This is a genomic window from Phenylobacterium terrae, from assembly GCF_042681205.1.
GTDB classification, from domain to species: domain Bacteria; phylum Pseudomonadota; class Alphaproteobacteria; order Caulobacterales; family Caulobacteraceae; genus Phenylobacterium; species Phenylobacterium terrae.
In genome coordinates, this window is record NZ_JBHUEY010000006.1 from 397,586 (window position 1) to 422,385 (window position 24,800).

Annotated in this window: 24 protein-coding genes; 12 read left to right on the forward strand and 12 right to left on the reverse strand. The window is 70.1% G+C overall.

The genetic code is table 11. The features are described 5' to 3' along the window. Positions 1–45: 45 nt before the first annotated feature. The 8 genes from dusB (at position 46) to hflX (ending at position 9,781) form a co-directional block, all read left to right on the forward strand. Positions 46–1,053, forward strand: a complete 1,008-nt coding sequence (gene dusB, locus ACFSC0_RS16345) for a tRNA dihydrouridine synthase DusB (protein WP_377281934.1) — start codon at positions 46–48, stop codon at positions 1,051–1,053. After that, positions 1,050–2,156 carry a two-component system sensor histidine kinase NtrB gene (locus tag ACFSC0_RS16350; protein ID WP_377281935.1) on the forward strand — a complete coding sequence of 369 codons (1,107 nt, stop codon included), beginning with the start codon at positions 1,050–1,052 and terminating at the stop codon, positions 2,154–2,156. Before dusB ends, ACFSC0_RS16350 begins: the two co-directional genes overlap by 4 nt. Continuing rightward, complete coding sequence (gene ntrC, locus ACFSC0_RS16355; protein ID WP_377281936.1) at positions 2,153–3,574, forward strand: nitrogen regulation protein NR(I); 1,422 nt, start codon at positions 2,153–2,155, stop codon at positions 3,572–3,574. The genes ACFSC0_RS16350 and ntrC overlap by 4 nt, the downstream gene beginning before the upstream one ends. A gap of 56 nt (positions 3,575–3,630) precedes the next feature. Further along, complete coding sequence (locus tag ACFSC0_RS16360; RefSeq protein WP_377281937.1) at positions 3,631–5,859, forward strand: sensor histidine kinase NtrY-like; 2,229 nt, start codon at positions 3,631–3,633, stop codon at positions 5,857–5,859. Positions 5,860–5,862: 3 nt separating this feature from the next. Continuing rightward, on the forward strand, positions 5,863–7,257 hold the full coding sequence (ntrX, locus tag ACFSC0_RS16365) for a nitrogen assimilation response regulator NtrX (protein WP_377281938.1): 1,395 nt from the start codon (positions 5,863–5,865) through the stop codon (positions 7,255–7,257). Further along, a complete protein-coding gene (locus tag ACFSC0_RS16370; protein ID WP_377281939.1) occupies positions 7,257–8,120 on the forward strand; it encodes a D-amino-acid transaminase in 864 nt (287 codons plus the stop codon). The genes ntrX and ACFSC0_RS16370 overlap by 1 nt, the downstream gene beginning before the upstream one ends. 108 nt (positions 8,121–8,228) lie before the next feature. Beyond that, the gene (hfq, locus tag ACFSC0_RS16375) at positions 8,229–8,474 is read left to right on the forward strand and encodes an RNA chaperone Hfq (RefSeq protein ID WP_320356252.1); all 246 of its coding nucleotides are present in this window, start codon (positions 8,229–8,231) and stop codon (positions 8,472–8,474) included. Positions 8,475–8,527: 53 nt separating this feature from the next. Further along, complete coding sequence (gene hflX, locus ACFSC0_RS16380) at positions 8,528–9,781, forward strand: GTPase HflX (RefSeq protein ID WP_377282276.1); 1,254 nt, start codon at positions 8,528–8,530, stop codon at positions 9,779–9,781. A 142-nt stretch (positions 9,782–9,923) separates the two neighbouring features. Here hflX and ACFSC0_RS16385 read toward each other — a convergent pair whose 3' ends face one another. Continuing rightward, positions 9,924–10,586 carry a dihydrofolate reductase family protein gene (locus ACFSC0_RS16385; protein WP_377281940.1) on the reverse strand — a complete coding sequence of 221 codons (663 nt, stop codon included), beginning with the start codon at positions 10,584–10,586 and terminating at the stop codon, positions 9,924–9,926. Positions 10,587–10,625: 39 nt separating this feature from the next. Beyond that, the gene (locus ACFSC0_RS16390) at positions 10,626–11,252 is read right to left on the reverse strand and encodes a histidine phosphatase family protein (RefSeq protein ID WP_377281941.1); all 627 of its coding nucleotides are present in this window, start codon (positions 11,250–11,252) and stop codon (positions 10,626–10,628) included. A 68-nt stretch (positions 11,253–11,320) separates the two neighbouring features. Here ACFSC0_RS16390 and ACFSC0_RS16395 point away from each other — a divergent pair, with 68 nt between their 5' ends. Further along, positions 11,321–12,256, forward strand: a complete 936-nt coding sequence (locus tag ACFSC0_RS16395; protein ID WP_377281942.1) for a cyclase family protein — start codon at positions 11,321–11,323, stop codon at positions 12,254–12,256. A 71-nt stretch (positions 12,257–12,327) separates the two neighbouring features. On the opposite strand, the gene mazG is transcribed toward ACFSC0_RS16395, so the two are convergent. From mazG to ACFSC0_RS16410, 3 genes are all read right to left on the reverse strand, one after another. Then, a complete protein-coding gene (gene mazG / locus ACFSC0_RS16400; RefSeq protein WP_377281943.1) occupies positions 12,328–13,143 on the reverse strand; it encodes a nucleoside triphosphate pyrophosphohydrolase in 816 nt (271 codons plus the stop codon). Then, complete coding sequence (locus ACFSC0_RS16405; RefSeq protein WP_377281944.1) at positions 13,118–14,521, reverse strand: MFS transporter; 1,404 nt, start codon at positions 14,519–14,521, stop codon at positions 13,118–13,120. The genes mazG and ACFSC0_RS16405 overlap by 26 nt, the downstream gene beginning before the upstream one ends. Positions 14,522–14,611: 90 nt before the next feature. Further along, entirely contained in the window at positions 14,612–15,115 is a 504-nt protein-coding gene (locus tag ACFSC0_RS16410) for a hypothetical protein (RefSeq protein ID WP_377281945.1), read from the reverse strand. Between the two features lie 176 nt (positions 15,116–15,291). On the opposite strand from ACFSC0_RS16410, the gene ACFSC0_RS16415 reads away from it, so the two are divergent. Then, positions 15,292–15,558 carry a hypothetical protein gene (locus ACFSC0_RS16415; protein ID WP_377281946.1) on the forward strand — a complete coding sequence of 89 codons (267 nt, stop codon included), beginning with the start codon at positions 15,292–15,294 and terminating at the stop codon, positions 15,556–15,558. Here the strand turns inward: ACFSC0_RS16415 and ACFSC0_RS16420 are convergent. Beyond that, positions 15,555–15,830, reverse strand: a complete 276-nt coding sequence (locus ACFSC0_RS16420; RefSeq protein ID WP_377281947.1) for a CsbD family protein — start codon at positions 15,828–15,830, stop codon at positions 15,555–15,557. The genes ACFSC0_RS16415 and ACFSC0_RS16420 overlap by 4 nt on opposite strands. 156 nt (positions 15,831–15,986) lie before the next feature. On the opposite strand from ACFSC0_RS16420, the gene ACFSC0_RS16425 reads away from it, so the two are divergent. Continuing rightward, complete coding sequence (locus ACFSC0_RS16425; protein ID WP_377281948.1) at positions 15,987–16,379, forward strand: hypothetical protein; 393 nt, start codon at positions 15,987–15,989, stop codon at positions 16,377–16,379. Here ACFSC0_RS16425 and ACFSC0_RS16430 read toward each other — a convergent pair. Next, positions 16,376–16,627, reverse strand: a complete 252-nt coding sequence (locus ACFSC0_RS16430; RefSeq protein ID WP_377281949.1) for a hypothetical protein — start codon at positions 16,625–16,627, stop codon at positions 16,376–16,378. The genes ACFSC0_RS16425 and ACFSC0_RS16430 overlap by 4 nt on opposite strands. A gap of 191 nt (positions 16,628–16,818) precedes the next feature. Between ACFSC0_RS16430 and ACFSC0_RS16435 the strand changes: the two genes are divergently transcribed. Next, a complete protein-coding gene (locus tag ACFSC0_RS16435) occupies positions 16,819–18,981 on the forward strand; it encodes a PQQ-dependent dehydrogenase, methanol/ethanol family (protein ID WP_377281950.1) in 2,163 nt (720 codons plus the stop codon). Here the strand turns inward: ACFSC0_RS16435 and ACFSC0_RS16440 are convergent. From ACFSC0_RS16440 to ACFSC0_RS16460, 5 genes are all read right to left on the reverse strand, one after another. Further along, positions 18,959–19,213 carry a hypothetical protein gene (locus tag ACFSC0_RS16440; protein WP_377281951.1) on the reverse strand — a complete coding sequence of 85 codons (255 nt, stop codon included), beginning with the start codon at positions 19,211–19,213 and terminating at the stop codon, positions 18,959–18,961. The two genes, ACFSC0_RS16435 and ACFSC0_RS16440, sit on opposite strands and share 23 nt — an antisense overlap. 120 nt (positions 19,214–19,333) lie before the next feature. Further along, positions 19,334–19,987, reverse strand: a complete 654-nt coding sequence (locus ACFSC0_RS16445) for an HAD family hydrolase (RefSeq protein WP_377281952.1) — start codon at positions 19,985–19,987, stop codon at positions 19,334–19,336. Beyond that, positions 19,984–21,039: a 2-oxoacid:ferredoxin oxidoreductase subunit beta gene (locus tag ACFSC0_RS16450; RefSeq protein WP_377281953.1), complete on the reverse strand. Its 1,056-nt coding sequence runs from the start codon at positions 21,037–21,039 to the stop codon at positions 19,984–19,986. The genes ACFSC0_RS16445 and ACFSC0_RS16450 overlap by 4 nt, the downstream gene beginning before the upstream one ends. Continuing rightward, positions 21,036–22,856 (reverse strand): 2-oxoacid:acceptor oxidoreductase subunit alpha, encoded by a 1,821-nt coding sequence (locus tag ACFSC0_RS16455; protein WP_377281954.1) that lies wholly within the window; start codon positions 22,854–22,856, stop codon positions 21,036–21,038. Before ACFSC0_RS16455 ends, ACFSC0_RS16450 begins: the two co-directional genes overlap by 4 nt. Continuing rightward, positions 22,847–24,628, reverse strand: coding sequence for an FAD-dependent oxidoreductase (locus tag ACFSC0_RS16460; RefSeq protein WP_377281955.1), 1,782 nt, complete (start codon positions 24,626–24,628; stop codon positions 22,847–22,849). Before ACFSC0_RS16460 ends, ACFSC0_RS16455 begins: the two co-directional genes overlap by 10 nt. Positions 24,629–24,800: the final 172 nt, after the last annotated feature.

The following is a 24,800-nucleotide window of genomic DNA, read 5'->3' on the forward strand; positions in this document are numbered from 1 at the left end:
GCCGCACAATCTGCCTAAAAACGATGCTGTGGGATTGACTAGAAAATGAGCAACATACTCGACGTCGGGGGCGTACAGATCGCCGGGCGGGTGTGGATCGCCCCGATGACCGGGGTCTCCGACCTGCCGTTCCGCAAGGCGGCGAGCCGCCTCGGGGCGGCCTATGTGGCCACCGAGATGGTCGCCTCGGTCGAGTTCGCGAAGGGCCGGCCGGACGTGGTCCGCCGGGCTGCGGTCGGCGAGGGCCTGCCGTTGATGGTCGTGCAGCTGGTGGGGCGCGACCCCGCGGCCATGGCCAAGGGCGCCGAACTGGCGGCCCAGGCCGGCGCGCAGATCATCGACCTCAACTTCGGATGCCCGGCCAAGGAAGTGACCGGCGTCCAGTGCGGCTCGGCCCTGATGCGCGAGCCCGAGCTGGCGGCCGAGCTGATCGATGCGGCGGTGCGCGCCGTCGACGTGCCGGTGACCGTGAAGATGCGCCTGGGCTGGGACGACGACTCCCGCAACGCGCCCGAGCTCGCCGCCCGGGCCGAGGCCCTGGGCGCCAAGGCGGTCACCGTCCATGGCCGGACCCGCTGCCAGTTCTACAAGGGCCACGCCGACTGGGCCGCGGTCGCGCCGGTGAAGGCGGCGGTCTCGGTGCCGGTGATCGTCAACGGCGACATCGTCGACGGCGACACCGCCCGCCGCGCGCTGGAGCTCTCGGGGGCCGACGGCGTCATGGTCGGCCGCGGCGTCTACGGCCGCCCGTGGATCGCCGCCCAGATCGAAGCCGAGCTCGACGGCCGGCCTTTCGAGCAGCCGACGGGCGCACAGCGATACGACATCGCGATCGCCCACTTCCGCGAGAGCCTGGCCTTCTACGGGCCGCGCCTGGGCCTGAAGATCTTCCGCAAGCACCTGGCCGCCTATGTGGAACAGGCGCCGCAGCCGACCTCGCCCGAGGCCCGCCGCGCCGCCCGCGCCGCCCTGTGCCGTCTCGAAGACCCTGCCGAAGTGGAGGCCGGCCTGGCCGCCCTCTGGCTGGGCGAGCCTGAAAGGCTGGCCGCATGACCATGTCCCGACCCTCGCGCCCCGGCGCGGACCTCGACCGGCTCAAGCTGGCGGCTTTCGAGCTGAGCCCGGAGCCGGCGCTGGTGATCGGGCCGGACGGAGAGCTGTCGGCGGTCAACGAGGCGGCCCAGACGCTGTTCGGCCAGGGGCTGGGGCTACTCGCCCGCGGCCGCTTCGCCGCCGCCCTGCCGCCCGGTTCGGCGCTGGTCTCGCTGCTGGAGCGGGCGATCGCCGAGGACGGGCCGGTGCGCGAGTGGGGGCTGGCCATCTCGCTGTTCGGCCTGCCGCCGTTCGAGGCGGACGGGGCCGCAGCCCCGCTGGGCGACGGCTCGGTGCTGCTGATCCTGCACGTCCGCGGTCCGCTCGCCGCCGACCGGGGACAGGACGCGGCCGGCTTGCGCTCGATCATCGGCCTCGGCCGTATGCTCGCGCACGAGATCAAGAACCCGCTGGCCGGCATCCGCGGCGCGGCCCAGCTGCTCAAGACCGGCGCCAAGGCGGAGGACGCCCCGCTCGCCCAGCTGATCGTCGACGAGACCGACCGGGTCCGCCGGCTGGTGGACCGGATGGAGGCCTTCTCCGACGACGCCCCGCCGGACCTGCAGCCGCTGAACATCCACCAGATCCTGGACCGGGTGCGGGCCCTGGCCGCCAACGGCGTCGCCGACGGCCTGGCCCTGAAGGAGAGCTACGACCCCTCGCTGCCGCCGACCTGGGGGGACGAGGACCAGCTGATTCAGGTCTTCCTCAACCTCGTGAAGAACGCCGCCGAAGCCGCCCATGCGCGGGGCGACGGCCGCGGCGAGATCTCCATCACCACCGCCTACCGCCACGGCGTGCGGGTGCGCGCGGCCAAGGGCCAGAACCTGCGGGGCGCGCCGCTGGAGGTGAAGGTGCAGGACAACGGCCCCGGCGTGCCCGACCACCTGCGCGAGAGCCTGTTCCAGCCCTTCGTCAGCTCCAAGTCGCACGGCGCGGGCCTGGGCCTGGCGCTGGTCGCCAAGCTGGTCGCCGGCCACGGCGGCCTGATCGACTTCGAATCCGAGCCCGGACGCACCGTCTTCCGTGTGCTCCTGCCCATCGCCCCGGGGGACGCCGCATGAACGCCGCCGCCAAGAAGATCCTCATCGCCGACGACGACTCGTCGATCCGGCTGGTGCTCAGCCAGGCCTTCAGCCGCCTGGGCTACCAGGTGCGGGCCACCGGCAACGCCTCGACGCTGCTGAAGTGGGTCTCGGAAGGCGAGGGGGACCTGGTGGTCACCGACGTCGTCATGCCGGACGAGAACGTGTTCGACGTGCTGCCCCGCATCCGCAAGGAGCGCCCCAAGCTGCCGGTCATCGTGATGAGCGCGCAGAACACCCTGCACACGGCGGTGAACGCGGCCGAGATCGGCGCCTTCGACTACATCCCCAAGCCGTTCGACCTGGACGACATGACCGCAACGGCCCGCCGGGCGCTGGCCAGGCCGGCCGACTCCGAGGCGGCCAAGGCCCAGGCGCGGGCGGTGCGCGACGAGCGGCTGCCGCTGATCGGCCGCTCCGGCCCGATGCAGGACGTCTACCGCACCATCGCCCGGCTGGTCGGCGCGGACCTGACGGTGCTGATCCTTGGCGAGAGCGGCTCGGGCAAGGAGCTGGTCGCCCGGGCCCTGCACGACATGGGCCGGCGCAAGGACGGCAAGTTCGTGGTCATCAACCTGGCCGCGGTGCCGCGCGAGCGGGTCGAGGCCGAGCTGTTCGGCCGCGACGAGGGCGACTACGGCAAGCTGCTCGAGGCCGATGGCGGCACCCTGTTCCTGGACGAGATCGGCGACATGCCGCTGGACGCCCAGACGCGCCTGTTGCGGGTGATCGACGGCACCGAGCCGGCGCTGAACCCGAAGACCGGACGGCGGCCGAATGTGCGGATCATCGCCGCCACCAACCGCGACCTGCGGGCCCACATCCAGCAGGGGCTGTTCCGCGAGGATCTGTTCTTCCGGCTGAACGTCGCGCCCATCCGCATGCCGCCGCTGCGCGACCGGGTGGAGGACATCCCGGACCTGGCGCGCGCCTTCCTGCTGCGCGCCGCCCGCGAGGGGCTGCCGGCCAAGACCATCGACCAGAGCGCCCTGGAGCGGCTGAAGCTGCATGCCTGGCCGGGCAACGTGCGCGAGCTGGAGAACCTCATCCGCCGCATCTGCGCCCTCTACGCCGAGGAGTGCATCAGCGCGCGGATGATCGAGCGCGAGCTCGCCGACCACACCCCGCAGGTGGCCGGCCAGGAGGGACCGCCGACCCTGGCCCAGCTCGTGGAACGACACCTGTCCGGCTACTTCGCCACCCAGCCCGACGGCGTCCCGCCGGCCGGCCTCTACGACCGGGTGCTGGAAGAGGTGGAGCGGCCGCTGATCCAGCTCACGCTCAGCGCCACCCGCGGCAACCAGGTGCGGGCCGCCGAGATCCTCGGGCTCAACCGCAACACCCTGCGCAAGAAGATCCAGGATCTGGGCGTCGAGATGACGCGGGGCCGGCGCTGACGCATCAGGGCCACACGCTGTTGAGTTTGGGGCACAGTTCGGCCTAGGGTCCGTCAATGGCGTCCATGGCCCTCAGCGGTGGACCTGAGGATTCGCGTCGGGGCAAACTCTGGCGCCTCCTGCAGTCCGGCTACCTGTTCGGCGGCGGCTTCGCGCTCGCCGCGGGGCTCACCGCCGTGGCGGTGTTCCTGGCCGCCTCGCCCCCCGCCACCGGCCCCGTCGACGACCTGATCGGCGGCCTCTTCTCGCTGCTCGGCCTCAACCTGATCCTGATCCTGGCGCTGGCCGGGGTCATCGGCCTGCAACTCGCCCGCCTGCTCGTGGCCCGCTCGCGCGACGCCAGCGCCAGGCTGCACCTTCGGTTCGTCACCCTGTTCGCCCTGGCCGCCGTGGTGCCGGCGGTGATCGTGGCCATCTTCTTCGGCGTGCTGGTCTCTCGCGGCCTGGAGAACTGGTTCAGCCCGCGGGTGCAGACGGTCGTCGAGAACTCGGCCAACGTGGCGCGCACCTACATCGAGAGCCAGACCACCTACGTCCAGGAGAACATGTCGCAGATGGCCGGGGACCTGCGGGGCGCCGAGCCGGCGCTCGCGGCCGACCCGGCCAGCTTCAACGACTTCCTGGCCACCCAGGCCGGCTACCGCGGCTTCCTGGCCGTCTATCTCATCGACCGGCAGGGACGCGTGCTGGCCCGCGCCGAGGCGGAGAGCGCGCCCGAGTTCGTCACGCCCAGCGCCCAGGCCTTCGCCTCCGCCGACCAGGGCGAGATCTTCATCGCCGACTTCGCCAACGCCGACTCCATGCGGGCCCTGTTCCAGCTGCAGGGCTTCGGCGGGGCCTACCTCTACGTTGTCCGGCCGGTGGACGAGGAGATGTTCCAGTACCTGCGCGAGGCGCAGGACTCGCTGGTGGCCTACCGCGAGGCCGAGGAGAGCCGCGGCGAAATCCAGGCGGTGTTCGCGCTCAGCTATTTCGAGACGGCGTTGCTGGTGCTGATCGGCGCCGTCTGGCTGGGCGTCTCGGCGGCCAACGCCTTCTCGGGGCCGGTGGGCCGGCTGGTGCAGGCGGCCGGCCGGGTCGCGGCCGGCGACCTGACCGCCCGGGTCGACGCCGAGAAGGACCCGGAAGAGATCGCCGTCCTCTCGCGCGCCTTCAACTCCATGACTCACGACCTGCAGGCCCAGCAGGGCGCGCTGAGCCGCGCCCGGGAAGAGGCCGAGGAGCGCCGGCAGTTCATCGAGACGGTGCTGTCTGAGGTCAGCGCCGGGGTCATCGGCCTGGACGGGGAGGGGCGGATCTCGGCCGCCAACCGGCAGGCCGCCGCGTTGCTGGGCCTTGCCCCGGACGAGGCGCGCGGCTCGCCGCTGGCCCAGGTCGCGCCCGAGTTCGCCGAGATCGCCCAGCAGGCGGCCAGCGCCGGCGAGGGCGAGGCCGAGGTCGACCTGCTGCGCGGCCGCGACAGCCGTCGCCTGCGCGTCCGGGCCCGGCGCAGCGAGGGCGGCCTGGTGCTGACCTTCGACGACATCACCCGGCTGGTGGTGGCCCAGCGCAACGCCGCCTGGAGCGACGTCGCCCGCCGCATCGCTCACGAGATCAAGAACCCGCTGACCCCCATCCAGCTGTCGGCCGAGCGGCTTCGGCGCAAATACCGCAAGACCGCCCCGCCGGACGACCTGGAGATCTTCGACCGCTGCATCGACACCATCGTGCGCCAGGTCGGCGACATCGGGCGGATGGTGGACGAGTTCTCCGGGTTCGCCCGGATGCCGGCGCCGAAGTTCGCCAAGCAGGATGCCGCCGAGCTGATCCGCGCGGCCGTCTTCGCCCAGCGGGTGGCTTCGCCCGACCTGAAAGTCGAGCTGAAGGAGCCGGCGCCCGAGGTTTCCATCCTGGCCGACGGCCGGATGCTGGCCCAGGCGCTGACCAACGTGCTGAAGAACGCCGCCGAGGCGATCGCCGGCGCGGGCAAGACCAAGGGGCAGATCACCGCCGAGCTGGTCTCCGACGACGATGGCGTGGCCTTCGTCGTCGAGGACGACGGCGTGGGCCTGCCGGCCAAGGACCGTCACCGGCTGACCGAGCCCTACGTGACCACACGGGAAAAGGGCACCGGCCTTGGTCTGGCCATCGTCAAGCGAATCCTGGAGGACCATGGGGGTGAGCTGATTCTCTCCGATGCGGCGTCCGGGCAGGGGGCGCGGGTGACTTTGAGACTTCCGGCCAGCGTGCGGACGGCGGCGGGGCCTGCGTCCGAGCGGGCCGCCGGCGAAGAGGCGGTAGGGTGAGACATGGCGGCTGACGTTCTGGTGGTCGACGACGAGGCGGACATCCGCGAGCTCGTGGCCGGCATCCTGTCCGACGAGGGCTACAAGGTCCGGACGGCGGCCAATTCCGAAGAGGCGCTGGCGGCCATCAAGGCCCGCAACCCGGCCCTGCTGATCCTCGACATTTGGATGCAGGGCGGCGGCCTGGACGGGCTGGAGCTGCTGGATCTGGTGAAGAGCCTCGATGCGGACCTGCCGGTCATCATGATCTCGGGCCACGGCAACATCGAGACGGCCGTCTCGGCCATCAAGCGCGGCGCCTACGAGTTCCTGGAAAAGCCGTTCAAGTCCGACCGTCTGCTGCTGGTCGTCGAGCGGGCGCTCGAGGCGGCCAACCTGCGGCGCGAGAACCGCCGGCTGCGGGCCCAGGCGATCACGCCGGAAGGCTTCATCGGCCGCTCCATGGCCGCCCAGCAGCTGCGCCAGATGATCGCCAAGCTGGCCGCCGCCAACAGCCGGGTGCTGATCTCGGGCCCGCCGGGCTCGGGCAAGGAGACGGTCGCCAGGCTGATCCATGCGGCTAGCCCGCGCGGGCGCAACGAGTTCGTGGTCATCAGCGCCGCCGGCATGACCCCTGAGCGGGTGGATTCCGAGCTGTTCGGCGAGGAAGGCGACGGCGGCCGGCCGCACAAGATCGGCGTGTTCGAGCGGGCCCACGGCGGCACCCTCTACCTCGACGAAGTGGCCGACATGCCGAAGGAGACGCAGAGCCGGATCCTGCGGGTGCTGGTCGAGCAGCGCTTCCGCCGTGTGGGCGGCGACGCGGACGTGCAGGTGGACGTGCGGGTGGTCTCCTCCACCTCCCGCGACCTGCGGGCCGAGATCGCCGCCGGGCGGTTCCGGGAGGACCTGTTCCACCGCCTGAACGTGGTGCCGGTGAACGTGCCGGGCCTGGCCGAGCGGCGCGAGGACATCCCCGAGCTGCTCTCCGACTTCATCACCCGCATCTGCGAGGCGACCGGCCTGCCCAAGCGGACCCTGGCCGACGACGCCCTGGCGACGCTGCAGGTGCGCGACTGGCCGGGCAACCTGCGCCAGCTGCGCAACAACGTGGAGCGGATGCTGATCCTGGCCTCGGGCGATCCGAGCACGCCGATCAGCGCCGACATGCTGCCGGCCGAGGCGTCGGTCTCCGAGAGCCAGTCGCTGATCGGCACCGAGAAGATCATCGCCCTGCCGCTGCGCGAGGCCCGCGAGGTGTTCGAGCGCGAGTACCTGAACGCCCAGATGCTGCGCTTCTCGGGCAACATCTCGCGCACCGCCGCCTTCATCGGCATGGAGCGCTCGGCCCTGCACCGCAAGCTGAAGTCGCTGGGCCTGTCCGGCGCGCGGGCCCTGGAAACGGAGGACGTCGACTGATGGGGCGTATCGCCTATGTGAATGGCCGGTTCGTTCCCCATCGAGACGCGGCGGTCCACATCGAGGACCGGGGCTACCAGCTGGCCGACGCGGTCTACGAGGTCTGGGCGGTGATGGACGGCCGGCTGGCCGACGCCGAAGGGCATTTCGCCCGCCTCGAACGCAGCCTCGGCGAACTGAAGATCCGCCAGCCGATGAGCCGGCGGGCGCTGGAGATGGTCATGCGCGAGGCGCTGCGGCGCAACCGCGTGCGCGAGGGCCTGATCTACCTGCAGGTCAGCCGCGGCGTGGCTCCGCGCGACCACGCCTTTCCTGGCGACGACGTCGCGCCGGCCGTGGTGATCACCGCCAAGAGCCTCGACCGGGCCGCCGTGGAGGCCAAGGCCGCCAAGGGCGTCGGCGTCGTCACCGTGGCCGAGAACCGGTGGGGCCGTTGCGACATCAAGACCGTGGGCCTGCTGCCCAATGCGCTGGCCCGCCAGCAGGCCAAGGAGGCCGGCGCCTATGAGGCCCTGTTCGTCGACGAGCTGGGGATGATCACCGAGGGCGCGGCCTCCAACGCCTGGATCCTCGACCAGGACGGCGTCCTCCGCACCCGCGACACCAACGCCAACATCCTGCGCGGCATCACCCGCCGGACCCTGATGGACGTGATCGCCGAGACCGGGCTGCCGTTCCAGGAACGGCCATTCACGGTCGAGGAGGCGAAGTCCGCCAAGGAGGTCTTCGTTACGGGGGCCGGCTCGCTTGTGCTGCCCGTGGTCTCTATCGACGGCCAGAAAGTCGGCGACGGAGCGCCGGGGCCTGTGGCGACACGGCTGCGCCGCCTCTATATCGAGCGCGCGCGAGCCACCGCGCTCTGATAACCATCCTCCGCGATTGCGGCCGTCATCAAAGCCGGACTAGCGTCAACTTGCGTGTGTGGGGCGCCGCTTTGCGCCCCGATTGAATGAGAAAAGGGCGACAAGCCGATGAGCGACAAGAAACAGAACCTGCAGGACACCTTCCTCAACAGCGTCCGCAAGGCCAAGACGCCCCTGACCATCTTCCTGGTCAACGGGGTCAAGCTGCAGGGCGTGGTGAGCTGGTTCGATAATTTTTGCGTCCTGCTGCGGCGCGATGGGCAGTCCCAGCTCGTTTATAAGCACGCCATCTCCACCATCATGCCGGCCCAGCCCGTGCAGCTGTACGAGCCGGCGGAAGACGAGGCCGATTGAGTCAACTGATCGAGCACGAAGCGCCGGTCCAAGGCGCCCTCGTGATCCACCCGATGCGGGAGGGCGCCTCGTCCTCCCGCACCGCTGACGCGCGCCTGGACGAAGCCGAGGGCCTGGCCGCGGCCCTCGACCTGGAGGTCCGCCAGGGGATCGTCGCGCCGCTCCGGCGGCCGACCCCGGCGACGCTGTTCGGCTCCGGAAAGGTCGAGGAGATCGGCCGGCTGGTGGAGACGCTGGAAGCCGACGTGGTGGTGGTCGACGACCACCTCTCGCCCGTCCAGCAGCGGAACCTGGAGAAGGCCTGGAAGGCCAAGGTCATCGACCGCACCGGCCTGATCCTGGAGATCTTCGCCCGACGGGCCCGCACCCGCGAAGGCCGCCTGCAGGTGGAGCTCGCCCGGCTCTCCTACGAACGCTCGCGCCTTGTCCGCACCTGGACCCACCTGGAGCGGCAGCGCGGCGGCTTCGGGTTCATGGGCGGCCCCGGCGAAACCCAGATCGAGAGCGACCGGCGGATACTGGCCGAGAAGATCGGCCGGCTGAAGCGCGAGCTCGCCGAGGTGCGCCGCACCCGCGACCTTCAGCGCGCCGCCCGCAAGCGGGTCCCGCACCCGACCGTGGCGCTGGTGGGCTACACCAACGCCGGCAAGTCGACCCTGTTCAACCGGCTGACCGCCTCTGAGGTGCTGGCCGAGGACCTGCTGTTCGCCACTCTCGACCCGACCTTGCGGATGCTGAAGCTGCCGGACGGGCGCCCGGCCATCCTGTCGGACACCGTGGGCTTCATCTCCGACCTGCCGCACGAGCTGGTCGAAGCCTTCCGCGCCACCCTCGAGGAGGTCCGCGAGGCCGACGTCATCCTGCACGTCCGCGACATCGCCAGCGAGGAGAGCGAGGCCCAGGCCGAGGACGTGCGCACGGTGCTCGACCGCCTCGACGTGGACCTGGAGGACCGTCAGATCCTCGAGGTCTGGAACAAGCTGGACCTCGTTCCCGAGGACGCCCGCGAGCGCCTGGCCGGCGACGCCCGCCGTCACCATCCGCCCGCCATCGTGGTCTCCGCCGCGACGGGGGAGGGGGTGCCCGAGCTGCTCGAGCAGATCGCCCGGCTGGTGGACGACGAGGAGCCGGTGGAGGCCCGCCTGCCGCCCAGCGACGGCGCGGCCATCGCCTGGCTCTACCGCCACGGCCGGGTGCTGGAGCGCGAGGTCGAGCCGGACGGGGCGACCCGCGTCGCCGTCCGGCTCTCCTCGGCCGCGCTGGGGCAGTTCGAGCGACTGTTCCCGAACGCGCAGCTGCGGCACTGACGCCGCGCGGCCAGGGCGCGCCGAGTCGATACGGCCGCTGGCTGGGCAAGGTGACAGGTAGGGCTTGCGCCCAACCAGTCACCGACGGTCAGGTGACTGGTTGCGCCGGGACGGCGCTACCTGTCACCCCGCCCGCCTCTTCTCAGCCCTCCCGCTTCATCTTCTCACGGCGGGCCAGCTCGGCGTCGGTCGGAGTCTCGAACTCGAACGAGCCGGTCTGCACCTCGCCCGCGCGCAGGTAGCTGCTGATCACCACGCCCGTGGTCGTGACCTTGGTTCCGGTGTGCTTCATCGCGCCCGGCCTGGTCCGGTCGCTGAACACGCTCTTGCCCTTGCCGAGCAGGACCGGGATCTGGATGAGGTGCAGCTCGTCGATCAGGTCGGCCTCGAGCAGGGTCTGGACGAGCTCGCTGCTACCCTGGATCAGCAGGGTCGGGCCGTCCTCCTGCTTCAGCCGCGCGACATCGGCGGCGGCATCGTGCAGCGCCACGGCCGGGCCCCAGCCCAGCGGCTCGCGGGAGCGCGTGGCGACGTACTTGGTCAGCGTCTTGAACTTCTCGCCGATGGTGTCGCCCGGCTCGGCGTAGGGCCAGTGGGCGGCGAAGATCTCGTAGGTCTTGCGGCCGAGCAGCAGGTCGAAGGGATCGCTCATCACCTGGTCGATGTGCTCGCCGAGCTTGTCGTCGAACCAGGGCGCCACCCATCCGCCGTGGGTGAAGCCGCCGGTGGGATCCTCCTCCGGCCCGCCCGGGGCCTGGATGACCCCGTCCAGACTGATGAACACGGCGTCGACGATGCGTCTCATGACTTCCTCTCCTTGCGCCGGCTGGCGGCGTCTCCAGCCCTAGGACGAACGGACCTGGCCGACCCCGACACCGTCCCCGAACTTTTCGATGTCCCGCCACGGGCCGAGCGGGCGGAGCCGATCGCCCCCGAACAGCCGGTACGACCCGCCGCCAGGATGGGTCGGCCTGTCCTCCTCGCCGATCGCACAACCCTCGGCATGAGCGCTCAGCAGGCGCGCGACGCCGCCGTGAGAGACGACCACGACGCGGCCCGCCGGCTCGGCCGCCAGGACGCGCTCTGCGGCCGCCACGATCCGCGCCTGGGCGGCGCGGGCCGTCTCCCAGCCGCGGATGCTCTCGTCGGGCCGGGCGAAGAACTCGCGCACCACCTCCCAGAACTCCGGCGGCGCGATGTAGCCGGTCGCCGAGCGGTCGTTCTCGCCGAGGCCGGCGTCGGCCTTCGGAGAAATGCGCAGGCGCTCGCCCAGGATCTGCGCCCCGTCCATCGCCTTGCGCTCGGCGCTCGACCAGACGGCGGTGACGCCGGCGCCGGCGAGCGCCTCGGCGAAGCGGCTCATGCGCTCGCGTCCGACCTTTGAGAGCGGCCAGCTCTCGATGGGCGCATGCGGGTCGATCACCACTTCGGTGTGGGTGACGAACAGGAGCCGCCAGTCCGCCTGTCCCATTTGCAGCTCCAAAGCTTGGCCGGTCAGAAGCGGTGTGACACGCTTTCCGACGCTTAGGGAGGCTGCACATGAAGACCATCGCGCTGGGTATGGGACTGGTCGCGCTGCTGGCCTGCACGGCCGCAGGGGCGCAGGAGGCCTGGCATCCGTCCAAGTACGGGCCGAACGACACGCTGGGAGCGCTGAACAACCTGTCGCCGGAAGGCGTGCGGCGGGCCGTGGGTCTCGTGAAGGAGGGGAAGGTCTATTCTCTCGCCATCCCCACCGCTCCGGATAGCCCGGCCTATGGAGAGCGCAAGTACACGGCGGAGATCTCGCCGGCGCCCGGCCAGGAGCCGGCGCCCATCGGCCCGAACCGGATCACCGCCTACGACGAGAAGGTGACCACCAGCATGGGGATCGGCACCCAGATGGACGGCTTCGGCCACCTGGGGATCGACCACCGCTACTACAACGGCCTGCACGCCAAGGCGCTGAACACGCCGGAGGGGTTCAAGACGCTCGATTTCGCCGACCGGCCGCCGATCGTCACCCGCGGCGTGGTGATCGACATGGTTCGCCATTTCGGCAAGCCCCTGGAGGCCGGACAGGCCTTCAACCGCGCCGAGATTGAGGCGGCGATGAAGGCGCAAGGGGTGACCATCGGCAAGGGCGACGTGGTGCTGTTCCACACCGGCTGGATGCGGATGATCCCCATCGACAAGGCCAAGTACGCGAGCAGCGAGCCCGGGCTCGGCGTCGAGGGCGCTCAGTGGCTGGCCGACAAGGGCGTTGTGGCGATCGGCGCCGACACCCTGGCGCTGGAGCCGCTGCCCGCGCCGGCGCCCGACCAGCTGTTCGCCGTCCACCAGACGCTGCTCGCCAAGAACGGCGTCCACATCCTGGAGAACATCAACACCGAGCCGCTGGTGAAGGACGGGGTGAAGGAGTTCCTGTTTGTCCTGGGGCAGCCACGGTTCGCGGGCACAGTGCAGGTGGTGGTGAACCCGGTGGCGATCAGATAGCGCGAGGTGACAGGTAGCGCCTGCGGCGCAACCAGTCACCGAGGGCCGCCGGTGACTGGTTGGGCGAAGCCCTACCTGTCACCCTTGTCGGCCGCTCGGATCTCGTCCCAGAGGGCGTCCATCTCGGCGAGGTCGGACTGCGCCGGCGTCTTCCCCCGTTCCTTCAGCCGCTGCTCGATGTAGCGGAATCGGCGGGCGAACTTGGCGTTGGAGCTGCGAAGCGCGTCTTCGGGCTCCAGGTCCAGCTTGCGGGCGAGGTTGGCGACCACGAACAGGATGTCGCCGAGCTCGTCGCGCATCTTGGCCTTATCGCCGGCGGTGATCTCGGCCTGCAGTTCGGCGAGCTCCTCGTGCAGCTTGCCGATGACGTGCTCGGCGTCCGGCCAGTCGAAGCCGACCCGGGCGGCCCGCCCGGTGAGCTTCACGGCCCGGGTGAGGGCGGGCAGGCCGGTGGGCACCTCGTCCAGCAGGCTCTCGGCGCGGCCCTTCTTCTCCCGCTCGGCGGCCTTGACCTCTTCCCAGGCGGCGGTCTGCTCGGCGCTGGTGCGGAACTCGGCCTCGCCGAACACATGCGGGTGCCGGCGGATCATCTTCTCGGAGATGGCGTTCGCCACGTCGTCGAAGGCGAAGGCGCCCTGTTCCTCGGCCATGCGGGCATGGAAGACCACCTGCAGGAGAAGGTCGCCCAACTCCTCCTTCAGGTCCTTCAAGTCGCCGCGTTCGATGGCGTCGGCCACCTCGTAGGCTTCCTCGACCGTGTAGGGGGCGATGGTGGCGAAGGTCTGCTCCAGGTCCCAGGCGCAGCCGTCCTTCGGGTCGCGCAGCCGGGCCATGATGGCCAGCAGCCGGTCGATGGGCCGCTCACTCGGCAGGTCGGACGGTGGCATGGATCTCTTCGGCGAACTTGGGCTCGGCGCCCATCTCGGGAGCCGCTTCGGCGAGGTCGCGCTCGGCCAGAGCCGCACGGATCTCGGCGTGCTTCTCGGCGGTCAGCGGGAAGGACAGGATGATCCAGCTGGCCAGCAGGGCCAGGAGGATCGGCAGGACGAGGAACATCACCTGCAGCCCGGCCAGGCCCTGGTCGCCGCCGCCGGTGCGGGCGTCGAAGCCGATCAGCTCCAGGCCCACGAAGGTGATGCCGATGGCCGCGGCGGAGCCGATCTTCACGGTCCCCGAGAGGATCGCGAAGAGGAGGCCCGTGCGGTCGACGCCGCTCGCCAGCTGCTCCTCGTCGGCGATGTCGGCCATCATGGCCCTGAGCAGGAAGGCGCCGGCCGAATAGGGCAGGCCGATCAGGAACATCATGATCGCCGCGCCCAGGTAGTTGCCGGCCGGCAGGAAGTACACCGCCCCGGTGACGATGGCGTAGAAGACCCCGGAGATGGCCAGCGCCCTGTGCTTGCCGGTCTTGAAGGCCATCCGCGTCCAGATCGGCGCGCCGATGAGTCCGCCGATGAAGTAGACCAAGAGCAGGGTGCCGGCGGCGGCGTGGTCGAAGCCCTTCACCCGCTCGAAGTAGAAGAAGAACAGACCGCCGGTGATCGCCGGGCCGGTGCCGACGAAGAGGTCGGCCAGCAGCAGCTTGAAAACGCTGGGGCGGCGGATCAGCGCCAGGTACTCGCCAAGCCCCGCCTTGTGCGGCGCGTGCGTCACCACCTGCTCTGGCACGGCGGCGATGGCCAGGCCGACGGTGAGCGGCATCAGCGCCAGGATGAACCAGCCCATGGCCGCGACGCCCGCCGCATCGCCGCTGACCCCGACCGCGCTGAGCAGCGGCGCCAGGGTGAGCACCAGGATGATCCCGACCACGTTGCCGCCCTGCCACCAGGCGTAGATGCGGCTTCGCTGGTCGTAATTCGGCGACAGGCCCGCCGCCCAGGCGAGCTGGGCCAGGGTGGTTATCGAGAAACCGGCGTAGATCACCAGCAGCCAGAGCCAGAGGTAGCCGACCCCCACGCGCGGCCGGGCCATGAACAGCATGTAGGTGGCCAGCATGACGATCGGCGTGCCGATCGCGAACCACAGCTTGAAGCGGCCGAACCGGCTGCGGGTCCGGTCCATCACCCCGCCGATGAAGGGGTCGAACAGGATGTCGAGCAGCCGCACGCCCATGAAGGCCAGGCCGACCGCCGCGAGCGGCAGGCCGAGCTCGTTGGCGTAGTGTTCGGGCAGGTAGACGACCAGGGGCAGGCCCAGGCCGGCCATCGGCAGGCAGGGCCCGGCTATGGCCGCCAAGGTCCAGCTGGACCGCCGTTCGGACTGCATTGCGACCCCTGAAAATGGCTGCGGCGCGAGGCCGATCTGACCGCGCGCCGCAGGGAAGTAAAGCGCTATCGCCGCATGGCGGCTGTGCGTCTATCGCTGAGCCAGAACCTCGCCGCGGCCGAGGCGGCTGGCGAAGCGGTCGATGGTCCACTCCGCGTCGGACCAGGTCGACCCATAGGCCGCCTGGCGGATGTCGGTCTCGTACCAGCGGTAGCCGACGGGGGTGACCGTGCCGTCGGCGGCGATGGCCCGACCTTCGATGGTCGCACCGCCCACGCCGAAGCTCTGGAAGGACAGGCCGGGCGTGTCGCCGAGTTGCTTGAAGGTCGGCCGGTTCGGCTTGGCGTCAACAAGGACGAGCTCGAGGCGGCCGCCGTCGCCGAGGCCGCCACGGCGGGCGAGCTCGCGCTCGACGTCCCGCTGCAGCTCGTCCGCGAGCCGCTGCACGTCGCGGACGCCGTAGGTCTTCTCGGCCTTCTCCTGCAGCTCGGGGCCGATGGTCACGGAAACGCTGGAGACATGGGGCAGGGGGGCGGCGAAGGCGGCCGGCGCCAGGGTCAGGGCCGCAGCCGCCGCGAGGACGAGAGTGCGCATCGAGGGCTCCGAAGACACGGGAACTGATCCCCGTTCAGATGGGATGCGCCCGAGCTTTCCGCCAGTCCGGCGCAGGAGCCGCGGGCGCAGTCCGGACACCCTCGTCGTGGGTAGCTGAACCGTGGCTGAACGGGAACGGGAGTTCGGCCTCGGAGTTCGAGGGCCGGAGGCCCCTCATGAACGACCCCAATTCGCCGGCGCCCACGCACCTGGATGCGCGGGACCCCGGCAAGCCTCGCAGCCTCGACATTCGCGAAGAAGTCGAGCGCGAGCTCGACGCCTATCCCAGCACCGAGAACCTCGTGCTGCTGGTCCCCGAGGACTGCTGGGGTGACCTGACCCGCCAGTTGGGCGCGAGTCCGCAGGCCGAGGAGACGACCTACAAGGGCGTGCGCCTGAGGAAGGCCGCGGTCAGCGCCGTCGTCGCCCAGGACGGCTTCTAGCGGCGGAGCAGCAGGCCCAGCAGCAGCCCGACGCCGGCCGCGATGGCCACCGACTCGTAGGGCCGGGTCCGGATGAACTCGTCCGCCTGGGAGCGGGTGACCTCGGCCTGCTCGCTGACCTTGCCATAGGCCTGCTGGGCGGCGCCGCGGACCTGGCGGATCTTGCCCTCGGCCTGCATCTTCAGGTCGCCCTTCAGCGCGCCGATGGCGTCCTGGACCTTGCCGGTAGTGGTGTTGACCGCGCCCTCGGCGCGGGTTTCGTCGATGGTCATTCGCCCTCTCCGTGATGGCGCCCGCAGCTGCACAACTCGCAAGCCTTCCGGTTGTTCCGCTCAAGCTTGCCCTGCGGCGTGGCGTCGCAGGCCGGCTCAGGTTTAACCGGTATTAGGCATGTCCGCCCCCTCATGCGGATCAAAGCGGAGGGGTGGATGGCGTCGCACGTAAGGCTCGAGGGGAGTCTGCCGGCCAGCGTGGCCAGCGCGTTCGATGCTCTGGCCTGGGAGATGGAACTCGCCGGCGCGCGCTGCACCCTGCTGGACAACGCCATCGGAGAGCTGGTCTCGACCCTGCCGCCCGAGCATCAGGCCAGGGCCATCGGCGAGATGCACGCGGTCGACCTGCTGAGCCAGCAGCTTTCGGCGCTCTCGTCCTTCGCCCGGAAGGTGGGCGGTCAGGTCTCTGAGGACGTGGCCGTGGACGTCCATTTCGCGCTCAGCGACATCACGCTCAGCGCCGTCGCCGATCGCATGCTGGCCGCCCTCGGCGGCAAGCCCCAGGAGGTCTTCGAGGCCGACGGGGCCGGGGAGCTGGATCTCTTCTAGGCGGCGAGCCGCTCGTCACGAACTTCGGCCGGCGTCTGGGCGCCCGGAACCGCCTCGTCTTCCATGGCGTCGCGGCGCGTCAGCTCGTCGTGCAGCCGGTAGAGCCGGCGCCGCTCGCCGCGGTCGGCCTGCAGGATCCGCTCGCACACCGAGTCGATGGCCCCCGAGCGGCCGAACTGCAGTTCGAGCTCGTCAGCTTCGAGGGAAATCTCCAGCGAACGCCGCAGGGAGGAGAGCATCGAGATCATGGTCGCACCGTTCAAACCTTAACGGAATGTGGCCACTTTGTGACTCGCAGGAGTTAACAACTCCTTCCAGCCTGCTTCCAAGCGTCGCAGTCCTCGCGTCCGACGCGACCAATGTTCGCTGAGGCCGACCTGCAGGCTGGCGCCCTCGAATGGCTAAGCTAAAAGCTCCGCTCGTAGGCGTAGGGGGAATCATGCGGCTTGGACTTTGGGCGCTGACCGCCGTGGCGGCGGCGATGGCGGTGGGCGCGGCGTTCGCGGACGGCCGCACGGCGGGCGTGGACGCCAGGCGCCTGATCGCGGCCGAGCGGAACAGCGAATGGCTCAATTACGGCCGCAGCTATTCCGAGCAGCGCTTCAGCCCCCTCAAGCAGATCGACACCACCAACGTCGGCCAGCTCGGTCTGGCCTGGTGGCACGAATTCGACACCGACCGCGGTCAGGAAGCCACGCCGCTGATGGTGGACGGGGTGATCTACACCACCACCGCCTGGTCCAAGGTCTACGCCTTCGACGCGCGGACGGGCGCCCTGAAGTGGGCCTATGATCCCAAGGTGGACGGGGCCAAGGCCTTCGACGCCTGCTGCGACGTGGTCAACCGCGGCGTCGCCGTCTGGAAGGGCAGGGTCTACGTCGGCGCGCTCGACGGGCGGCTGATCGCCCTCGACGCGGCCACCGGGGACGTCGTCTGGGACGTCCAGACCACCGACACCGGACGCCCCTACACCATCACCGGCGCGCCGCGCGTGGTGAAGGACAAGGTGCTGATCGGCAACGGCGGCGCAGAGTACGGCGTGCGCGGCTACGTCTCGGCCTACGATGCGGCCAGCGGCAAGCTCGCCTGGCGCTTCTACACGACGCCCAACCCCGAGGGGAAACCGGACGGGGCGGCCTCCGACAAGGTGATGGCGCAGAAGGCGGCGGGCACCTGGTTCGGCGAGGGCTGGAAGGAGAGCGGCGGCGGCGGCACCGTCTGGGACGCCATGGCCTACGACCCGAAGCTCGACCTCCTCTACATCGGCGTGGGCAACGGCAGTCCCTGGAACCACCAGAAGCGCAGCGACGGCAAGGGCGACAACCTGTTCCTGTCGTCCATCGTCGCCCTGAAGCCGGATACCGGCGAGTACGTCTGGCACTACCAGACGACGCCCGGCGACTCCTGGGACTACACCGCCACCCAGCACATCATGCTGGCCGACGTGGCGGTCGGCGGCGCCAAGCGGCGCGTCGTCATGCAGGCGCCGAAGAACGGCTTCTTCTATGTTCTCGACGCCAAGAGCGGACAGCTCCTGTCCGCCGAGAAGTACATCCCCGTCACCTGGGCCGAGAAGGTGGACCTGGCCACCGGCCGGCCGCTGGAGTCGCCGACCGCCCGTTACGTGGAGGGCCCCGCCCGTCACGTGACCGGTCCGCTGGGCGGCCACAACTGGCAGCCGATGGCCTACCACCCGGACGAGGGGCTGGTGTTCATCCCGGCCATGGTGCTGCCCGGCGGCTACCAGGACGATCCCAACTATGTCTTCACCCAGGGGGCCTGGAACACCGCCCTGGGCGGGGGCGGCTCTGGTCCGGCCAACAATCCGAACAATGCCGGCCCGCCCGGCACGCCGCAGGCCCAGCCGCGGCTGGGCTCGACGCCGCCGCAGGCGATCGCCGCGACCGGTCCGGCGACGCCGCCTTCGGCGCAACCGGCCTGGGCCGCGATGCCGCCGTTCACCGAGTTCGGCGGCCGCCTGCTGGCCTGGGACGTGGCGGCCGGCAAGCCGCGCTGGAGCGTGCGCCTGCCCCAGCCCTGGAACGGCGGCGTGCTGGCCACCGCCGGCGACCTGGTCTTCCAGGGCGCGGGCAAGGACCTGATCGCCTACTCGGCCAAGGACGGGACCAAGCTGTGGTCCTATGCGGCCGGCAACGGGATCATCGCCGCGCCGGCGACGTACGAGCTGGACGGCGTTCAGTACGTGGCCGTGATGGTCGGCTGGGGCGGGGCGGGGGGCATCAACAGCGTCGAGCCCCGCCGCCCCGGGCGGCTGCTGGTCTTCAAGCTGGGCGGAACCGCCAAGGCGGCGGACTATCCGCCGGTCGAGCGGCGGCCCCCGCTGGACAAGACCCTGGCGGTCGCCTCAACGGCCGACCCGGACAGGGGTCGGGTGCTCTACGCCCGCTACTGCGGCCACTGCCACTCCGGCGGCTTCCTGCCGAACCTGAGGCAGTCACCGATGACGCTCGAGCCCACCGCGTGGAAGGCGGTCGTGCATGACGGCGCGCTCAGCCAGAACGGCATGGCCGGCTTCAGCCGGTTCATGACCGCGGAGGACTCCGAGGCGATCCGCGCCTTTATGTTGACGCAGCTGCGATAACGCCCGGCCGACTGAGGGGGCCCGTGATCCGTTCCGGCCCGCGCGGCCGATGGGCCTCCACCTCGGCGATGTGCCGCGTCAGGGTGTCGATCCGGGCGTCCGCATAGGCCCGCGCGAGGTCGGCGGCGGCGCGCTGGTGATCGGCCATGCACCGAAGCAGGCAGGCGGCGCGCAGGTCCTCCTCCAGGTGCGCCAGGGCGCGGGTGTGGGTGTCGGTCGGTGGCCAGTCCATGGGCGGCCTCTTCCTCATTTCCGTCAGGCCCATTGTACGCCCGAGGGCCACAATCGGAGATCACGGGTTTGCGAAATGGTGGAGCTTGCCCCGACGGGACCGCCGCATCCGGCCTCGAGTCTAAAAGAGCCTGGCGCGCACCTTGGCCGGGTCGCCTTGCGCCGCCGCAAGAGTGACGCCGGTGAGGGTCTCCACATCCCGCGCGAAGCTTTCGCGGTCGGTGAAGCGGCGGCCGATGAAGCCGACGTCAATCGCCGCCTGCACGTTCTCGGGCTTGTCGTCGAAGAAGGCGACCTCCTGAGGCGGTACGGGAAGGGCGGCCGCCACCGCCTCGAAGAACCGCCGCTCGGGCTTGGCGGCGCCCAGGCGGCAGGAGACGAACAGACGATCGAAGGCCTCGTCGTAGCCCAGCTCGCGCTCGAGGAACTCGGCTTTGACGTCTTCCTGGTTGGTCGCCAGGTGGCAGGCGAGGCCGGCGGCCCGGAGGTCCTGAACCCAGCCGAGCATGATGGCGTCGGGCTCGAGCCCGCGGCGCATCCAGCGGTCCAGGTATTGATCCGCCTCACAGGCGCTCCAACCGCTCTCTGCGAGAACCGCTTTGCAGACGCCGGTAAAGTCGCCTCGCCCCTCCAGGCACCCTTCGTACTTCGGGTGCGCCCAGATCCGCCGGAAGAGCTCGCGATGCTGCTCGGCCGGCCAGATCCAGTCCTCGTCGAAGAACGGGCCGTGGTGCTGCAGCACGCCGTCGGCGTCGAAGAGGAGGGTCCGGATCACCTCAGGGCGGCGTTGATCCGCTCCAGCGCCGCAGGGCCCGGGACGAGTTCGGCGTCGGAAAGGGCGTTGAGCGGCGCCTCGACGGTGCCCAGGCCGTCGTGCAGGTCCTCGGCCTCGGGGTCGAGGTAGAGCAGGCCGGTGACGATCTCGCCCCGGGCCTGGGCCGCCTGCAGGTAGGCGATGGCCGAGACCCGGTCGGTGGGATCGTAGCTATCGGCCAGCTTGTGCAGCCGCAGGACCGAGGCGTCGTGCTGGGTGACCTCGATGGTCTCGCCGGGGGCGTAGTCGACGTGGATCGGGTCGCGGCCGACGATGACGTCCAGCCGGTTCACCGCCTCGTTGTGCTCGCGCACATAGTCGAAGCTCTTGGTGGAGCCGGCGTGGTTGTTGAACTGCACGCACGGGCTGAGGGTGTCGATGAAGGCCGCGCCCTTGTGGGCCAGGGCCGCCTTGATCAGCGGCACCAGCTGAGCCTTGTCTCCGGAGAAGGAGCGGGCGACGAAGGTCGCGCCGAGCTGCAGGGCGGTGGAGACCAGGTCGATGGCGCTGTCGTGGTTGACGACCCCGCGCTTGGACTTCGATCCCTTGTCCGAGGTGGCCGAGAACTGGCCTTTGGTGAGGCCGTACACGCCGTTGTTCTCGACGATGTAGGTCATGTTGACGCCGCGCCGGATGGCGTGGGCGAACTGGCCGAAGCCGATGGAGGCGCTATCGCCGTCGCCGGAGACGCCCAGGTAGATCAGCTCGCGGTTGGCGAGGTTCGCCCCCGTCAGCACCGAGGGCATGCGGCCGTGGACGGTGTTGAAGCCGTGGCTGGCCCCCAGGAAGTAGTCGGGGGTCTTCGAGGAGCAGCCGATGCCGGAAAGCTTGGCGATCCGGTGCGGCGGGATCTCCAGCTCGAACACCGCCTGGATGATCGCCGCCGAGATGGAGTCGTGGCCGCAGCCGGCGCACAGCGTCGAGACCGAGCCCTCATAGTCGCGGCGCGTATAGCCCAGGCTGTTGGTCGGCAGCTTGGGGTGATGCAGCTGGGGCTTGAGGATGTAGGTCATTCGGCGGCCTCCACCTGGCCCGTGGCCGTCAGCATGGCGATCTCGCCGGCGATGAAGCGGGCGGTGATCGGCGTGCCGTCGTAATGCAGCACGGATGTCAGCTTGGCCGGATCGACGCCGCCCTCGGTGACGATCAGCGTCTTCAGCTGCGCGTCGCGGTTCTGCTCGACGATGAACACCCGCTCGTGGGCGGCGATGAAGTCGTAGACCTGATCGGCGAAGGGGAAGCCGCGGACCCTCAGCGCATCCAGCCGGATGCCCTGGCCGGCGAGGGCGGCCAGCGCCTCATCCATCGCCGCCGAGGTCGAGCCGAAATAGATCACCCCGTCCTTGGCCTTGCCCTTCGCCGGCTTCAGCACCGGCGCCGGGATCAGCGACTTGGCGGTCTCGAACTTGCGCAGCAGCCGCTGCATGTTGTCGACGTAGACGGCGCCTTCCTCGGAGTAGCGGGCGTAGGGGTTGCGGCTCGTGCCCCGGGTGAAATAGGCGCCGCGCGTCGGGTGGACGCCCGGATAGGTGCGGTAGGGGATGCCGTCGCCGTCCACGTCGAGGTAGCGGCCGAAGTCGCGGCCGGCCTCCAGCTCCTCGTGGGTCATCACCTTGCCGCGGTCGAGCTTGCGGCTCTCGTCCCACTGGAAGGGCTCGACCAGCCATTCGTTCATGCCGATGTCGAGGTCGAGCATGACGAAGATGGTCGTCTGCAGCCGGTCGGCCAGATCGAAGGCCAGCGCCCCCATGGTGAAGCACTCGCCCGGGTCGGCCGGGAAGAGCAGGGGATGCTTGGTGTCGCCGTGGCCGGTGTAGGCGGCGGCCAGGATGTCGGCCTGCTGGGTCCTCGTCGGCATGCCGGTGGAGGGCCCGCCGCGCTGGACGTCGAAGATCACCGCCGGGATTTCGGCGAAGTAGGACAGGCCCACGAACTCGGTCATCAGCGAGACGCCCGGCCCGGAGGTGCAGGTGAAGGCCCGGGCCCCGTTCCAGCCGGCCCCGACCACGATGCCGATGGAGGCGATCTCGTCCTCGGCCTGGACGATGGCGTAGCGGGCCTTGCCGGTCGCCGGGTCGATCCGCAGCTCCTGGCAGTATTCGGTGAAGGCCTCGGCCAGGCTGGTGGAGGGCGTGATCGGATACCAGGCGCAGACCGTCGCCCCGCCGTAGACGGCTCCGAGCGCGGAGGCCTGGTTGCCCTCCACATAGATCCGGTTTCCGACCCGGTCGGCGCGGCGCACCCGCAGGGGCAGCGGCTGAAGGTTCTCGCGGACGTAGTCGCGGCCCATGCGCAGGGCCTCGACGTTGGCGTCGATCAGCCGCTGGCGGCCCTTGAACTGCTGGGCGAACAGGTCCTCGAAGACCTCGGCCTCCATGCCAAGAAGCTCGCACAAGGCCCCGACATAGATGATGTTCTTGAACAGCTGCCGCTCGCGCGGGACCTGGTAGGCGGCGTTGCACATGGCCGTCAGCGGCACGCCGATCACGCCGATGTCGTCCCGGAAGGCCGAGGCCGGCATCGGCTTGGTGGAGTCGTAGAACAGGAACCCGCCGCTCTCGATCTCGGCGACGTCCTTCTCCCAGGTCTGCGGGTTCATCGCGACCATCAGGTCGACGCCGCCCCGGCGGCCCAGGTGGCCTTCCTCGGTGATCCGCACCTCGTACCAGGTGGGCAGGCCCTGGATGTTGGAGGGGAAGATGTTGCGCGCCGCCACCGGCACGCCCATCCGCATCACGCCCTTGGCGAACAGGCCGTTGGCGCTGGCCGAGCCCGAGCCGTTCACGTTGGCGAACTTGACGACGAAGTCGTTGTACCGCGTCACCGGCATCCCGCCCCCGCTTGCGCCGTCTCCAGCATGAACTTCTGCATGTCCCAGGCGCCGGTGGGACACCGTTCGGCGCAGAGCCCGCAGTGCAGGCAGACGTCCTCGTCCTTGACCATGACCCGGCCGGTCGCGAGCGCGCCCGAGACCAGCAGGTCCTGGGTCAGGTTCAGGGCCGGCGCCTTCAGCTTGGTCCGCAGCTCAGGCTCCGGCTCCTCGGCGATGAAGGTGATGCAGTCGGTGGGGCAGATGTCGGCGCAGGCGTCGCACTCGATGCACAGGTTGTCGGTGAAGACGGTCTGCACGTCGCAGTTCAGGCAGCGCTGGGCCTCCTTGAACCCCAGCTCGCGGTCGAAGCCCAACTCCACCTCGACGCGCACGTCCTTCAGCGCCACCTCCGGCTCGCGCAGCGGCACCCGGTAGCGGCGGTCGTTGGAGACGGCGTTGTCGTAGCTCCACTCGTGGATGCCCATCTTCTGGCTGATCAGGCTGGCCATCGGCGGCGGCCGGTCGGAGACCCGCGCGCCGCGGCAGTGGGCGTCGATACTGATCGCCGCCTCGTGGCCGTGGGCCACGGCCCAGATGATGTTCTTGGGCCCGAAGGCGGCGTCGCCGCCGAAAAAGACCTTGGGATTGGTCGACTGGAAGGTGACCGGGTCGACCCTGGGCATGTCCCACTCGTCGAACTCGATCCCGACGTCGCGCTCGATCCAGGGATAGGCGTTCTCCTGGCCGACGGCGATCAGGACGTCGTCGCACTCGAAGTGCTGGTCCGGCTCGCCGGAGGGCACGAGGCGGCGGCGGCCCTTGTCGTCGTACTCGGCGACCACCTTCTCGAACCACATGCCGGTCAGTTTGCCGCCCTCGTGAGTGAAGGCCTTGGGGACCAGGTAGTTGAGGATCGGGATGCCCTCGTGCATCGCGTCCTCCTTCTCCCAGGGCGAGGCCTTCATCTCCTCGAAGCCGGAGCGGACGATCACCTTGACGTCCTCGCCGCCCAGCCGGCGCGAGGTGCGGCAGCAGTCCATGGCGGTGTTGCCGCCGCCCAGCACGATCACCCGCCGGCCGATCCGCTCCACGTGGCCGAAGGACACCGAGGAGAGCCAGTCGATGCCGATGTGGATGTTCGCCGCCGCCTCCTGGCGGCCGGGAATGTCGAGGTCACGGCCGCGCGGCGCGCCGGCGCCGACGAAGACCGCGTCGTAGCCCTCGTCCAGCAGGGCCTTCAGGCTGTCGATCCGCTGGCCGAGCCTGAGCTCGAGGCCGAGCTGGGCGACGTAGCCCACCTCCTCGTCGATCACCTCCTCCGGCAGGCGGAATCGGGGGATCTGCGAGCGGATCATGCCGCCGCTCTTGGTCTCCTGGTCGTAGCAGACGAGCTCGTAGCCGAGCGGCGCGAGGTCCCTGGCCACGGTCAGAGAAGCGGGCCCAGCGCCCACCAGGGCGATCCGGTAGCCGTTCTTCTGTTCCGCCGGCCTTGGCAGCAGGTCGACGATCGCGCCCTTGTTGTCGGCGGCGACGCGCTTGAGCCGGCAGATGGCCACCGGCTCTTCCTCCACGCGGCCGCGCCGGCAGGCGGGCTCGCAGGGGCGGTCGCAGGTCCGGCCGAGGATCCCCGGGAAGACGTTGCTCTTCCAGTTGATCATGTAGGCGTCGGTGTATCGGCCTTCGGCGATCAGCCTGATGTACTCAGGGACCGGCGTGTGGGCAGGGCAGGCCCACTGGCAATCGACCACCTTGTGAAAGTACTCGGGCCCCTCTGCGCGGGTGCGCTGCACGTATCCGTTTCCTTCCCGCGACACTCTACTCCCGCGGAGGCGGAGACGCGATCCTGAAGGACCCCGGCCTAAGCCTGCCGCGACGCGGCGTCATTTCTTGGAAGGATATGGTAGGCCCCGACCGTCGGGCCCGCCAACCAGAATGTTATCGGTGATAACAGATTTCGGCCGG

Bases quoted from the DNA above. Each gene is read 5' to 3' on its own strand.
- ACFSC0_RS16455 (WP_377281954.1), bottom strand. From the start codon at position 22,856: ATGCCGGTGACGCGGTACAACGACTTCGTCGTCAAGTTCGCCAACGTG.
- ACFSC0_RS16435 (WP_377281950.1), top strand. From the start codon at position 16,819: ATGCGGCTTGGACTTTGGGCGCTGACCGCCGTGGCGGCGGCGATGGCG.
- ACFSC0_RS16370 (WP_377281939.1), top strand. From the start codon at position 7,257: ATGGGGCGTATCGCCTATGTGAATGGCCGGTTCGTTCCCCATCGAGAC.
- ACFSC0_RS16390 (WP_377281941.1), bottom strand. From the start codon at position 11,252: ATGGGACAGGCGGACTGGCGGCTCCTGTTCGTCACCCACACCGAAGTG.
- ntrC (WP_377281936.1), top strand. From the start codon at position 2,153: ATGAACGCCGCCGCCAAGAAGATCCTCATCGCCGACGACGACTCGTCG.
- ACFSC0_RS16410 (WP_377281945.1), bottom strand. From the start codon at position 15,115: ATGCGCACTCTCGTCCTCGCGGCGGCTGCGGCCCTGACCCTGGCGCCG.
- ACFSC0_RS16360 (WP_377281937.1), top strand. From the start codon at position 3,631: ATGGCGTCCATGGCCCTCAGCGGTGGACCTGAGGATTCGCGTCGGGGC.
- ACFSC0_RS16350 (WP_377281935.1), top strand. From the start codon at position 1,050: ATGACCATGTCCCGACCCTCGCGCCCCGGCGCGGACCTCGACCGGCTC.
- ACFSC0_RS16395 (WP_377281942.1), top strand. From the start codon at position 11,321: ATGAAGACCATCGCGCTGGGTATGGGACTGGTCGCGCTGCTGGCCTGC.
- ACFSC0_RS16405 (WP_377281944.1), bottom strand. From the start codon at position 14,521: ATGCAGTCCGAACGGCGGTCCAGCTGGACCTTGGCGGCCATAGCCGGG.
- dusB (WP_377281934.1), top strand. From the start codon at position 46: ATGAGCAACATACTCGACGTCGGGGGCGTACAGATCGCCGGGCGGGTG.
- hfq (WP_320356252.1), top strand. From the start codon at position 8,229: ATGAGCGACAAGAAACAGAACCTGCAGGACACCTTCCTCAACAGCGTC.
- ACFSC0_RS16385 (WP_377281940.1), bottom strand. From the start codon at position 10,586: ATGAGACGCATCGTCGACGCCGTGTTCATCAGTCTGGACGGGGTCATC.
- hflX (WP_377282276.1), top strand. From the start codon at position 8,528: ATGCGGGAGGGCGCCTCGTCCTCCCGCACCGCTGACGCGCGCCTGGAC.
- ACFSC0_RS16430 (WP_377281949.1), bottom strand. From the start codon at position 16,627: ATGATCTCGATGCTCTCCTCCCTGCGGCGTTCGCTGGAGATTTCCCTC.
- ACFSC0_RS16450 (WP_377281953.1), bottom strand. From the start codon at position 21,039: ATGACCTACATCCTCAAGCCCCAGCTGCATCACCCCAAGCTGCCGACC.
- ACFSC0_RS16425 (WP_377281948.1), top strand. From the start codon at position 15,987: ATGGCGTCGCACGTAAGGCTCGAGGGGAGTCTGCCGGCCAGCGTGGCC.
- ACFSC0_RS16440 (WP_377281951.1), bottom strand. From the start codon at position 19,213: ATGGACTGGCCACCGACCGACACCCACACCCGCGCCCTGGCGCACCTG.
- ntrX (WP_377281938.1), top strand. From the start codon at position 5,863: ATGGCGGCTGACGTTCTGGTGGTCGACGACGAGGCGGACATCCGCGAG.
- ACFSC0_RS16420 (WP_377281947.1), bottom strand. From the start codon at position 15,830: ATGACCATCGACGAAACCCGCGCCGAGGGCGCGGTCAACACCACTACC.
- ACFSC0_RS16415 (WP_377281946.1), top strand. From the start codon at position 15,292: ATGAACGACCCCAATTCGCCGGCGCCCACGCACCTGGATGCGCGGGAC.
- mazG (WP_377281943.1), bottom strand. From the start codon at position 13,143: ATGCCACCGTCCGACCTGCCGAGTGAGCGGCCCATCGACCGGCTGCTG.